Source organism: Bacillus sp. JZ39 (genome assembly GCF_053903145.1).
This window is the reverse complement of the sequence record NZ_CP096389.1, coordinates 2,185,344-2,197,682: the sequence shown is the minus strand read 5'-3', so window position 1 is coordinate 2,197,682 and position 12,339 is coordinate 2,185,344. Positions and strand designations below refer to the sequence as shown.

Annotated in this window: 12 protein-coding genes; all 12 read left to right on the top strand. The window is 43.8% G+C overall.

All coding sequences use genetic code 11. The features are described from left to right. Nucleotides 1-143 precede the first annotated feature (143 nt). The 12 genes from trpE (at nucleotide 144) to M1D65_RS11055 (ending at nucleotide 12,327) form a co-directional block, all read left to right on the top strand. The gene (gene trpE, locus M1D65_RS11110) at nucleotides 144-1,691 is read left to right on the top strand and encodes an anthranilate synthase component I (RefSeq protein ID WP_124048161.1); all 1,548 of its coding nucleotides are present in this window, start codon (nucleotides 144-146) and stop codon (nucleotides 1,689-1,691) included. After that, on the top strand, nucleotides 1,663-2,679 hold the full coding sequence (gene trpD / locus M1D65_RS11105) for an anthranilate phosphoribosyltransferase (RefSeq protein WP_021481542.1): 1,017 nt from the start codon (nucleotides 1,663-1,665) through the stop codon (nucleotides 2,677-2,679). The genes trpE and trpD overlap by 29 nt, the downstream gene beginning before the upstream one ends. Beyond that, the gene (trpC, locus tag M1D65_RS11100) at nucleotides 2,672-3,424 is read left to right on the top strand and encodes an indole-3-glycerol phosphate synthase TrpC (RefSeq protein WP_003230601.1); all 753 of its coding nucleotides are present in this window, start codon (nucleotides 2,672-2,674) and stop codon (nucleotides 3,422-3,424) included. Before trpD ends, trpC begins: the two co-directional genes overlap by 8 nt. A 4-nt stretch (nucleotides 3,425-3,428) precedes the next feature. Next, nucleotides 3,429-4,076: a phosphoribosylanthranilate isomerase gene (locus tag M1D65_RS11095; protein ID WP_456270577.1), complete on the top strand. Its 648-nt coding sequence runs from the start codon at nucleotides 3,429-3,431 to the stop codon at nucleotides 4,074-4,076. Beyond that, nucleotides 4,057-5,259, top strand: coding sequence for a tryptophan synthase subunit beta (gene trpB / locus M1D65_RS11090; RefSeq protein WP_032726041.1), 1,203 nt, complete (start codon nucleotides 4,057-4,059; stop codon nucleotides 5,257-5,259). The genes M1D65_RS11095 and trpB overlap by 20 nt, the downstream gene beginning before the upstream one ends. Beyond that, a complete protein-coding gene (gene trpA, locus M1D65_RS11085) occupies nucleotides 5,252-6,055 on the top strand; it encodes a tryptophan synthase subunit alpha (protein ID WP_032726040.1) in 804 nt (267 codons plus the stop codon). Before trpB ends, trpA begins: the two co-directional genes overlap by 8 nt. 10 nt (nucleotides 6,056-6,065) lie before the next feature. Beyond that, nucleotides 6,066-7,148 (top strand): histidinol-phosphate transaminase, encoded by a 1,083-nt coding sequence (gene hisC / locus M1D65_RS11080; RefSeq protein ID WP_064671072.1) that lies wholly within the window; start codon nucleotides 6,066-6,068, stop codon nucleotides 7,146-7,148. Between the two features lie 48 nt (nucleotides 7,149-7,196). Then, complete coding sequence (locus tag M1D65_RS11075; RefSeq protein ID WP_014480118.1) at nucleotides 7,197-8,312, top strand: prephenate dehydrogenase; 1,116 nt, start codon at nucleotides 7,197-7,199, stop codon at nucleotides 8,310-8,312. Between the two features lie 10 nt (nucleotides 8,313-8,322). After that, nucleotides 8,323-9,609 carry a 3-phosphoshikimate 1-carboxyvinyltransferase gene (gene aroA, locus M1D65_RS11070; RefSeq protein ID WP_032722382.1) on the top strand — a complete coding sequence of 429 codons (1,287 nt, stop codon included), beginning with the start codon at nucleotides 8,323-8,325 and terminating at the stop codon, nucleotides 9,607-9,609. A gap of 334 nt (nucleotides 9,610-9,943) precedes the next feature. After that, nucleotides 9,944-11,215: a tetratricopeptide repeat protein gene (locus tag M1D65_RS11065; protein ID WP_021481536.1), complete on the top strand. Its 1,272-nt coding sequence runs from the start codon at nucleotides 9,944-9,946 to the stop codon at nucleotides 11,213-11,215. A 71-nt stretch (nucleotides 11,216-11,286) separates the two neighbouring features. Further along, a complete protein-coding gene (locus M1D65_RS11060; RefSeq protein ID WP_004399171.1) occupies nucleotides 11,287-11,826 on the top strand; it encodes a ReoY family proteolytic degradation factor in 540 nt (179 codons plus the stop codon). A gap of 54 nt (nucleotides 11,827-11,880) precedes the next feature. Continuing rightward, nucleotides 11,881-12,327 carry a YpiF family protein gene (locus M1D65_RS11055; RefSeq protein ID WP_014480115.1) on the top strand — a complete coding sequence of 149 codons (447 nt, stop codon included), beginning with the start codon at nucleotides 11,881-11,883 and terminating at the stop codon, nucleotides 12,325-12,327. The last annotated feature ends 12 nt before the right edge of the window (nucleotides 12,328-12,339 follow it).

Genomic DNA, 12,339 nt, shown 5'->3' with positions numbered 1-12,339 from the left:
GTAGCAGAGAATGAGTTTAGTTGAGCTGAGACATGTATGTTTATTCTACCCAAAAGAAGTCTTTCTTTTGGGTTTATTTGTTATATAGTATTTTATCCTCTCATGCCATCTTCTCATTCTCCTTGCCATAAGGAGTGAGAGCAATGAATTTCCAATCAAACATTTCCGCATTTTTAGAGGACAGCTTGTCCCACCACACGATACCGATTGTGGAGACCTTCACAGTCGATACACTGACACCCATTCAAATGATAGAGAAGCTTGACAGGGAGATTACGTATCTTCTTGAAAGCAAGGACGATACATCCACTTGGTCCAGATATTCGTTTATCGGCCTGAATCCATTTCTCACAATTAAAGAAGAGCAGGGCCGTTTTTCGGCCGCTGATCAGGACAGCAAATCTCTTTACACAGGAAAAGAACTAAAAGAAGTGCTGAACTGGATGAATACCACATACAAAATCAAAACACCTCAGCTTGGCATTCCTTTTGTCGGCGGAGCTGTCGGGTACTTAAGCTATGATATGATCCCGCTGATTGAGCCTTCTGTTCCTTCGCATACAAAAGAAACAGACATGGAAAAGTGTATGCTGTTTGTTTGCCGGACATTAATTGCGTATGATCATGAAACCAAAAACGTCCACTTTATCCAATATGCAAGGCTTAATGGAGAGGAAACAGAAAACGAAAAAATGGATGTATTCCATCAAAATCATCTGGAGCTTCAAAATCTCATTGAAAAAATGATGGGCCAAAAAAACATAAAAGAGCTGTTTCTCTCTGCTGATTCATACAAGACACCCAGCTTTGAGACGGTATCTTCTAATTATGAAAAATCGGCTTTTATGGCTGATGTAGAAAAAATCAAAAGCTATATAAAAGCAGGCGATATCTTCCAGGGTGTTTTATCACAAAAATTTGAGGTGCCGATAAAAGCAGATGCTTTTGAGTTATACCGAGTGCTTAGGATCGTCAATCCTTCGCCGTATATGTATTATATGAAACTGCTAGACAGAGAAATAGTCGGCAGCTCTCCGGAACGGTTAATACACGTTCAAGACGGGCACTTAGAAATCCATCCGATTGCCGGTACGAGAAAACGCGGTGCAGACAAAGCTGAAGATGAGAGACTGAAGGTTGAGCTCATGAAGGATGAAAAAGAAAAAGCGGAGCATTACATGCTCGTTGATCTTGCCCGAAACGATATCGGCAGAGTAGCAGAGTATGGTTCTGTTTCTGTGCCGGAGTTCACAAAAATTGTTTCCTTTTCACATGTCATGCACATTATCTCGGTGGTTACAGGCCGATTGAAAAAAGGGGTTCATCCTGTCGATGCACTGATGTCTGCTTTCCCGGCGGGGACTTTAACAGGCGCACCCAAAATCCGTGCCATGCAGCTTTTGCAAGAGCTCGAGCCAACACCGAGAGAGACATACGGAGGATGTATTGCCTACATTGGGTTTGACGGGAATATCGACTCTTGTATTACGATTCGCACGATGAGTGTAAAGAACGGCGTTGCATCGATACAGGCAGGTGCTGGCATTGTTGCTGATTCTGTTCCGGAAGCCGAATACGAAGAAAGCTGTAATAAAGCCGGTGCGCTGCTGAAAACGATTCATATTGCAGAAGACATGTTTCATAGCAAGGAGGATAAAGCTGATGAACAGATTTCTACAATTGTGCGTTGACGGAAAAACCCTTACTGCCGGTGAGGCTGAAACGCTGATGAATATGATGATGGCAGGGGAAATGACTCCTTCTGAAATGGGTGGTATATTGTCTATTCTTGCTCATCGGGGGGAGACGCCAGAAGAGCTTGCGGGTTTTGTGAAGGCAATGCGGGCACACGCTCTTACAGTCGATGGACTTCCTGATATTGTTGATACATGCGGAACAGGGGGAGACGGTATTTCCACTTTTAATATCTCAACGGCCTCGGCAATTGTTGCCTCGGCAGCTGGCGCGAAAATCGCTAAGCATGGCAATCGCTCTGTCTCTTCTAAAAGCGGAAGCGCTGATGTTTTAGAGGAGCTAGAGGTTTCTATTCAAACCACTCCCGAAAAGGTCAAAAGCAGCATTGAAACAAACAACATGGGATTTCTTTTTGCGCCGCTTTACTATTCGTCTATGAAACATGTAGCAGGTACTAGAAAAGAGCTAGGTTTCAGAACGGTATTTAATCTGCTTGGGCCGCTCAGCAATCCTTTACAGGCGAAGCGTCAGGTGATTGGGGTCTATTCTGTTGAAAAAGCTGGACTGATGGCAAGCGCACTGGAGACGTTTCAGCCGAAGCACGTTATGTTTGTATCAAGCCGTGACGGTTTAGATGAGCTTTCAATTACAGCACCGACCGACGTGATTGAATTAAAGGACGGAGAGCGCCGGGAGTATACCGTTTCACCCGAAGATTTCGGTTTCACAAATGGCAGACTTGAAGATTTACAGGTGCAGTCTCCGAAAGAGAGCGCTTATCTCATTCAGAATATTTTTGAAAATAAAAGCAGCAGTTCCGCTTTATCTATTACGGCTTTTAATGCGGGTGCTGCGATTTACACGGCGGGAATTACCGCCTCACTGAAGGAAGGAACGGAGCTGGCGTTAGAGACGATTACAAGCGGAGGCGCTGCCGCGCAGCTTGAACGACTAAAGCAGAAAGAGGAAGAGATCTATGCTTGAAAAAATCATCAAACAAAAGAAAGAAGAAGTGAAAACACTGGTTCTGCCGGTAGAGCAGCCTTTCGAGAAACGTTCATTTAAGGAGGCGCTGGCAAGCCCGAATCGGTTTATCGGGTTGATTGCCGAAGTGAAGAAAGCATCGCCGTCAAAAGGGCTTATTAAAGAGGATTTTGTGCCTGTGCAGATTGCAAAAGACTATGAGGCTGCGAAGGCAGATGCGATTTCCGTTTTAACAGACACCCCGTTTTTTCAAGGGGAAAACAGCTATTTATCAGACGTAAAGCGTGCTGTTTCGATTCCTGTACTTAGAAAAGATTTTATTATTGATTCTCTTCAAGTAGAGGAATCAAGAAGAATCGGAGCGGATGCCATATTGTTAATCGGCGAGGTGCTTGATCCCTTACACCTTCATGAATTATATCTTGAAGCAGGTGAAAAGGGGATGGACGTGTTAGTGGAGGTTCATGATGCATCAACGCTAGAACAAATATTGAAAGTGTTCACACCCGACATTCTCGGCGTAAATAATCGAAACCTAAAAACGTTTGAAACATCCGTAAAGCAGACAGAACAAATCGCATCTCTCGTTCCGAAAGAATCCTTGCTTGTCAGCGAAAGCGGAATCGGTTCTTTAGAACATTTAACCTTTGTCAATGAACATGGGGCGCGAGCTGTACTTATCGGTGAATCATTGATGAGACAAACTTCTCAGCGTAAAGCAATCCATGCTTTGTTTAGGGAGTGAGGTTTTGAAGAAACCGGCATTAAAATATTGCGGTATTCGGTCACTAAAGGATTTGCAGCTTGCGGCGGAATCACAGGCTGATTACCTAGGATTTATTTTTGCTGAAAGCAAACGAAAAGTATCTCCGCAAGATGTGAAAAAATGGCTGAACCAAGTTCGTGTCAAAAAACAGGTTGCAGGTGTTTTTGTTAATGAATCAATAGAGACGATGTCACGTATTGCCAAGAGCTTGAAGCTCGACGTCATTCAGCTTCACGGTGATGAAAAACCGGCGGATGCTGATGCTCTTCACAAGCTGACAGGCTGTGAAATATGGAAGGCGCTTCACCATCAAGATAACACAACTCAAGAAATAGCCCGCTTTAAAGATAATGTTGACGGCTTTGTGATTGATTCATCTGTAAAAGGGTCTAGAGGCGGAACTGGTGTTGCATTTTCTTGGGAATGTGTGCCGGAATATCAGCAGGCGGCTATTGGTAAACGCTGCTTTATCGCTGGCGGCGTGAATCCGGATAGCATCACAGGCCTATTGAAATGGCAGCCAGAAGGAATTGACCTTGCCAGCGGAATTGAAAAAAACGGACAAAAAGATCAGAATCTGATGAGGCTTTTAGAAGAAAGGATGAACCGATATGTATCCATATCCGAATGAAATAGGCAGATACGGTGATTTTGGCGGAAAGTTTGTTCCGGAAACACTCATGCAGCCGTTAGATGAAATAGAAACAGCATTTAAGCAAATCAAGGATGATCCTGTTTTTCGTGAAGAATATTATAAGCTGTTAAAGGACTATTCCGGACGGCCGACTGCATTAACATACGCTGATCGAGTCACTGAATACTTAGGCGGCGCGAAAATCTATTTGAAACGAGAAGATTTAAACCATACAGGTTCTCATAAAATCAATAATGCGCTAGGTCAAGCGCTGCTTGCTAAAAAAATGGGCAAAACGAAAATCATTGCTGAAACTGGTGCCGGCCAGCATGGCGTTGCCGCTGCAACAGTTGCAGCCAAATTCGGCTTTTCCTGTACTGTGTTTATGGGTGAAGAGGATGTTGCCCGCCAGTCTCTGAACGTTTTCCGCATGAAGCTTCTTGGAGCGGAGGTAGTGCCTGTAACAAGCGGAAACGGAACATTGAAGGATGCCACAAATGAGGCGATCCGGTACTGGGTTCAGCATTGTGAGGATCACTTTTATATGATTGGATCAGTTGTCGGCCCGCATCCTTATCCGCAAGTGGTCCGTGAATTTCAAAAAATGATCGGAGAGGAAGCGAAGGACCAGTTGAAACGTATTGAAGGCACTCTGCCTGATAAAGTAGTGGCATGTGTAGGCGGAGGAAGCAATGCGATAGGTATGTTTCAGGCATTTTTAAATGAAGATGTTGAACTGATCGGCGCTGAAGCAGCAGGAAAAGGAATTGATACGCCTCTTCATGCCGCCACTATTTCGAAAGGAACCGTAGGGGTTATTCACGGTTCATTGACTTATCTCATTCAGGATGAATTCGGGCAAATTATTGAGCCCTACTCTATTTCAGCCGGTCTCGACTATCCTGGAATCGGTCCGGAGCACGCACACTTGCATAAGAGCGGCCGTGTCACTTATGACAGTATCACTGATGAAGAAGCGGTGGATGCATTAAAGCTTTTGTCAGAAAAAGAGGGGATTTTGCCGGCAATCGAATCTGCCCATGCGTTAGCGAAAGCATTCAAACTCGCCAAAGGAATGGATCGCGGTCAACTCATTCTCGTCTGTTTATCAGGACGGGGAGACAAGGATGTCAACACATTAATGAAGGTATTGGAAGAAGAGGTGAAAGCCCATGTTTAAATTGGATCTTCAACCATCAGAAAAATTGTTTATCCCGTTTATTACGGCGGGCGATCCAGTTCCTGAGGTTTCGATTGAACTGGCGAAGTCGCTTCAAAAAGCAGGCGCCACTGCATTGGAGCTTGGTGTTGCATACTCTGACCCGCTTGCAGACGGTCCGGTGATCCAGCGGGCTTCAAAGCGGGCACTTGATCAAGGAATGAATATCGTAAAGGCAATCGAATTAGGCGGAGAAATGAAAAAAAACGGAGTGAATATTCCGATTATCCTCTTTACGTATTATAATCCTGTGTTACAATTGAACAAAGAATACTTTTTCGCTTTACTGCGGGAAAATCATATTGACGGTCTGCTTGTTCCGGATCTGCCACTAGAAGAAAGCGCCAGCCTTCAAGAGGAATGTAAAAGCCATGAGGTGACGTATATTTCTTTGGTTGCGCCGACAAGCGAAAGCCGTTTGAAAACCATTATTGAACAAGCCGAGGGCTTCGTCTACTGTGTGTCTTCTCTGGGTGTGACCGGTGTCCGCAATGAGTTCAATTCATCCGTGTACCCGTTCATTCGGACAGTGAAGAATCTCAGCACTGTTCCGGTCGCTGTAGGGTTCGGTATATCAAACCGTGAACAGGTCATAAAGATGAATGAAATTAGTGACGGTGTCGTAGTGGGAAGTGCGCTCGTCAGAAAAATAGAAGAATTAAAGGACCGGCTCATCAGCGCTGAAACGAGAAATCAGGCGCTGCAGGAGTTTGAGGATTATGCAATGGCGTTTGGCGGCTTGTACAGTTTAAAATGAGGTGACTGATTTGCGTATCAAAGAACATTTAAAACAGCTGAAGCCTTATCAGCCTGGAAAGCCGATTGAAGCAGTGAAATCAGAATATGGCTTGGATAAAGTTGTGAAGCTTGCTTCAAACGAGAATCCTTACGGCTGTTCAGAGGCTGCAAAAGAGGCGCTTCATCATGAGATTCAACAGCTAGCCCTTTACCCGGACGGGTATAGCGCCGCTTTGCGGACAAGGCTCAGTAAGCACCTCGATGTCAGCGAAACATCACTTATTTTCGGCAACGGTTCCGATGAAATCATTCAGATCATCTGCCGGGCATTTCTAAACAATAAAACCAATACGATCACTGCTGCCCCGACTTTTCCGCAATATAAACATAATGCGGTTATTGAAGGTGCTGAAGTACGTGAAATTGCACTTCGTCCCGACGGCTCACATGATTTAGACGCCATGTTAGAAGCCATCGATGAACAGACACAAGTCGTTTGGATATGCAGCCCGAATAATCCGACTGGCACTTATACATCTGAAGGAGAATTACTCACATTTCTGGAGCACGTTCCTTCTCGTGTCCTTGTCGTTCTTGACGAAGCATATTATGAATATGTAACAGCAGAGGATTACCCGGAAACCGTGCCGCTCTTAAGCAAGTATTCCAATTTGATGATTTTGCGCACATTTTCAAAGGCATACGGTCTGGCAGCGCTCAGAGTCGGATACGGAATTGCTGACGAGAACCTGATTCGCCAGATAGAGCCGGCGAGAGAGCCGTTTAATACGAGCCGTCTGGGCCAGGCTGCGGCGATTGCCGCTCTTGATGATCAAGCGTTTATTGCTTCCTGTATCGAGCAAAATAATGCAGGCCTTCAGCAGTATTATGATTTTGCAAAAACTCATGGTTTAAAGTGCTACCCTTCACAGACAAATTTTGTGTTAATTGACTTTAAACGTCCTGCTGATGAACTGTTTCAGGCTCTGCTGGAAAAAGGCTATATCGTCCGGTCAGGAAATGCATTAGGTTTCCCGACATCACTCCGGATTACGATCGGAACAAAAGAGCAAAATGAAGAAATACTTGCCATTTTAGCTGAAATTTTATAAGAGGTGATCAAATATCACCTCTTTAGTCTATAAACCAGGTGATGACGTATGAATCAAATGAAAGATACAATATTGCTCGCCGGTCTCGGATTGATAGGCGGTTCGATTGCCCTAGCCATCAAAAAAAATCATCCCGGCAAACGGATTATCGGAATCGACATCTCTGATGAACAGGCGGTAGCGGCATTAAAATTAGGTGTGATAGACGATCGTGCTGATTCGTTTATTAGCGGTGCGAAAGAGGCAGCTACAGTAATCATTGCGACACCTGTTGAACAAACACTGGTTATGCTTGAAGAGCTGGCTCATTCAGGAATTGAACATGAGCTTTTGATTACGGATGTAGGAAGCACAAAGCAAAAAGTGGTTGATTACGCTGATCAAGTGCTGCCTAGCCGCTATCAATTTGTCGGAGGACATCCGATGGCGGGTTCACATAAATCAGGAGTGGCCGCTGCGAAGGAGTTCCTGTTTGAAAATGCATTTTATATTTTAACGCCAGGCCAGAAAACGGACAAACAAGCTGTGGAACAGTTAAAAAACCTGCTGAAGGGAACGAATGCCCATTTTGTGGAAATGTCGCCGGAGGAGCATGATGGCGTTACAAGTGTAATCAGTCATTTTCCGCATATTGTAGCAGCCAGTCTTGTTCACCAAACCCATCATTCGGAAAACCTGTATCCGCTTGTTAAGCGTTTTGCTGCCGGCGGGTTCAGAGATATTACAAGGATTGCATCAAGCAGCCCGGCAATGTGGCGGGATATTTTATTACATAATAAAGATAAAATCTTAGACCGTTTTGATGAGTGGATTCGTGAAATTGACAAGATCCGTACATATGTAGAACAAGAAGATGCGGAAAATCTATTTCGTTATTTTAAAACCGCCAAGGATTATCGCGACGGGCTGCCGCTTCGGCAGAAGGGAGCGATACCTGCATTTTATGATTTATATGTGGATGTACCCGATCATCCGGGTGTAATATCCGAGATAACAGCGATCTTAGCTGCGGAGCGCATCAGTATCACGAATATCCGCATTATCGAAACACGAGAGGATATTAACGGGATTTTAAGGATCAGTTTTCAGTCTGATGACGACCGCAAAAGGGCAGAACAATGCATTGAAGCCCGGGCGGAATATGAAACTTTTTATGCTGATTGAGGTGGAAAAAATGAAACGAGAAAAGGTGCAGACCTTACATGGAGAAATACATATTCCCGGTGATAAATCCATTTCTCACCGCTCTGTTATGTTTGGCGCACTAGCGGCAGGCACAACAACAGTTAAAAACTTTCTGCCGGGAGCAGATTGTCTGAGTACGATCGATTGCTTTAGAAAAATGGGTGTTCACATTGAGCAAAGCGGCAGCGATGTCGTGATTCACGGAAAAGGAATCGATGCCCTGAAAGAGCCAGAAAGCCTTTTAGATGTCGGAAATTCAGGTACAACCATTCGCCTGATGCTCGGAATATTGGCGGGCCGTCCTTTTTACAGCGCGGTAGCCGGAGATGAGAGCATTGCGAAGCGCCCAATGAAGCGTGTGACTGAGCCTTTGAAAAAAATGGGGGCTAAAATCGACGGCAGAGCCGGCGGAGAGTTTACACCGCTGTCAGTGAGCGGCGCTTCATTAAAAGGAATTGATTATGTATCACCTGTTGCAAGCGCGCAAATTAAATCTGCTGTTTTGCTGGCCGGATTACAGGCTGAGGGCACTACAACTGTCACAGAGCCCCATAAATCTCGGGACCACACTGAGCGGATGCTTTCTGCTTTTGGCGTTAAGCTTTCTGAAGATCAAACGAGTGTTTCCATTGCTGGTGGCCAGAAACTGACAGCTGCTGATATTTTTGTTCCTGGAGACATTTCTTCAGCCGCGTTTTTCCTTGCTGCTGGCGCGATGGTTCCAAACAGCAGAATTGTATTGAAAAACGTAGGTTTAAATCCGACTCGGACAGGTATTATTGACGTCCTTCAAAACATGGGGGCAAAACTTGAAATCAAACCATCTGCTGATAGCGGTGCAGAGCCTTATGGAGATTTGATTATAGAAACGTCATCTCTAAAAGCAGTTGAAATCGGAGGAGATATCATTCCGCGTTTAATTGATGAGATCCCTATCATCGCGCTTCTTGCGACTCAGGCGGAAGGAACTACCGTTATTAAGGACGCGGCAGAGCTAAAAGTGAAAGAAACAAACCGTATTGATACTGTTGTTTCTGAGCTTCGCAAGCTGGGTGCTGAAATTGAACCGACAGCAGATGGAATGAAGGTTTATGGCAAACAAACGTTGAAAGGCGGCGCTGCAGTGTCCAGCCACGGAGATCATCGAATCGGAATGATGCTTGGTATTGCTTCCTGTATAACGGAGGAGCCGATTGAAATCGAGCACACGGATGCCATTCACGTTTCTTATCCAACCTTCTTCGAGCATTTAAATAAGCTTTCGAAAAAATCCTGAAGTTTTACTTCAGGATTTTTTATGCAGATCATAATTCGAGGCGAAAAAACATAGCTTGTCTTATAGAGGGGATAGAAAAACAAAAAGGGGGGATGTGCTTTACTTACAAGCCGGCAGGTCAAAGAGCTGCTTTACTGTACAGAGGGCGATCTTCCTTTTTTCATTTTCTATCTCAAGATCTTTTGGTAAACTAATAAGACTCAATAATTCCCTTCCGTACAGAAGCATCTTATTTGCCGGGGGCATTCGTCTGAATTATGATAAGATTAACCCGAACAAATAAAGCTTTTTTGTATGGTTGATGTTGTATAGGAAAAGAAAGGACCGGTCCGATTTGAATACATTGATTCAAGAAGCCATAAAATTAGTTGAAGCAGGTGAAACAGAAAAAGGCCTCAACACGCTCTCGAAGGCTGAAAAACAGCTGCATGATGAAGATAAAGCCATTGCAGCCCAGCTTTATTACGAGTGGGGCGATGTAGAAAAAGCAATTTCACTGATTAGTGATCTACATGATTTATATCCAAATGAAACAGAACTGACGAATTTCTACGCTGAACTTTTAATAGATATTGACGAAGAAGAAAAAGCCCTCGCTGTGCTGGAGACTATTCCGGAAACAGATCCATCATATCCGGAAAGTTTGCTGCTTATGGCGGATCTTTATCAGATGCAGGGGTTATTCGAAGTCAGTGAACAAAAGCTTTTACAGGCAAAGTCCATTCTGGACAATGAACCTGTTATTGATTTTGCACTGGGAGAACTTTACTTTGCTCAGGGAGCCTATGCAAAAGCGGTTCAATATTTTAAAACAACGGCTGAGGAGCAGAGTGAGATCGGAGGCGTTAATGTCCATCAAAGACTGGCAGAATCGTTAAGTGCCTCAGGTGAATTTGAGGATGCCATTCCATGGTATGAGAAAGCTGTCGATGAGAATCCTGATCCTAATACGATTTTCGGCTATGGTTTTACAGCCTTACAGGCGGGGCTTGTGAAAACAGCTATTAAGCAGCTGTCTGATTTAAAGGAGCTTGATCCATCTTATACTTCACTTTATATGCCGCTCTCGAAAAGCTATGAAGCTGAAGGGATGTATGAAGAGGCATTAAAAACGGCAAAAGAGGGGATCAGATATGATGAATATAACAAAGAACTTTTCCTTTATGCCGCCAAAATGGCCTTAAAAATCGGGAAGTCAGAAGAGGGGAAAAAGCTGCTTCAGGAGGCGCTTGCGCTTGATCCGGGCTTTGTCGAGGCGCTTCATACACTTCTTGCCGTGTATCACAAAGAAGAGGATTATGATCAGATCATTGATCTTATTCAAGAGGTTCGAAGCTACGGTGAAGAAGATCCGAAATACAATTGGTATCTTGCAAGCGCATATACTGAATTAGAGCAATACGAGGAAGCAAAACAATCCTTTGAGGCTGCCTATCTTCATTATCGGGAGGATAGAGATTTCTTATATGAATACGCAAGCTTCCTATTAGAAGAAGGCCTTCAAAAAGAAGCGCTGCCGCTTTTGAAAAAGGTTCTTGAAATGGACGGAGCCAATGAAGAGCTTGAAGAAACGATTTTGCGAATCGAGGATGAATTTTCTAGATAAGCAGGAATATTAACCATTCATGTGGAACATATAAGTATATAGATTATACGAACGATAGAGGAGGGAATTACATGCAGACCCCTGTTTCTGTCAATGAGAAAAAAGATTTTATCCGTTGGTTTTTAAACCATTATCAGTTAAAGCGCCGAGAGTGCGTTTGGATCTTGAACTACTTAATGAGCCATGATTCTCTCATGGAGAAGGTTCATTTTGTGGAGCAGGCTGAATTTTGCCCGAGAGGCATTATAATGTCAACACATTGTGTTGAAGAAGTTCCGTTCCGGTTCTATAAAGAGAATGTCATGACTACCGACGCGGAAAAATCTTTTCATGATATTAGATTAAATAAACAGCAGGATTTGTTTATCCAGCTTAATTTCCGTTCGGCTTACAGCTCACCTGAATATGCGGCGGTGCTGGAGTCCAACCCGCATATTCCGAAAAACCTTTTTGAGAATAAAAAAGATCAGGGATTGGCGGAACAGATTTTAGAGCACGCTATTTCCACATTCCAAAGAGAAAAATTATTAAAAGACATTGACGACGCGTTAGATCGTCATGATAAAGAGGCATTTGAACAATTATCGCGCCAATTAAATCAGCTCACATAATATGACCAGCCTTGCAGTGAATTGCAAGGCTTGTTGCCGTAAAGGGGGAGAACGATGAGGTGGAGAATCACTGATGCCAAGGACTATTTACAAGCTAAGGATTACATTGATACCGCTGTCATACCATTAATTAACATAAGGGTTAATAACCATTTTAAAATGGCGGCGGAGAAAGGCGAGTTTACGCAGCTTCTCTCAGAAGAACTTGAAAGGCAGTTAAAGGGACGGGTATATTTACTTCCGCCTTATACATATGTTGATAGAAATGAAATAACCGTTCAAGGGCTTAAGGATTTGCGGGAAGAGCTGATAACGGAATTTCCGCATGTTGTCCTGCTCACATCTGACGAAAGTTGGAGAGCTGAGGATGCGTTAGGCAAAATGATTGTTACACCGTCTGTTCCATTAGAGCATTTAAATGACTCTTTAAAAAGAAAAATATTGGATGAACGCACTGCTGAAATTTTGAACGTTTTGTTACAGTTATGGAGCACTTCATAAAAACACTTACAT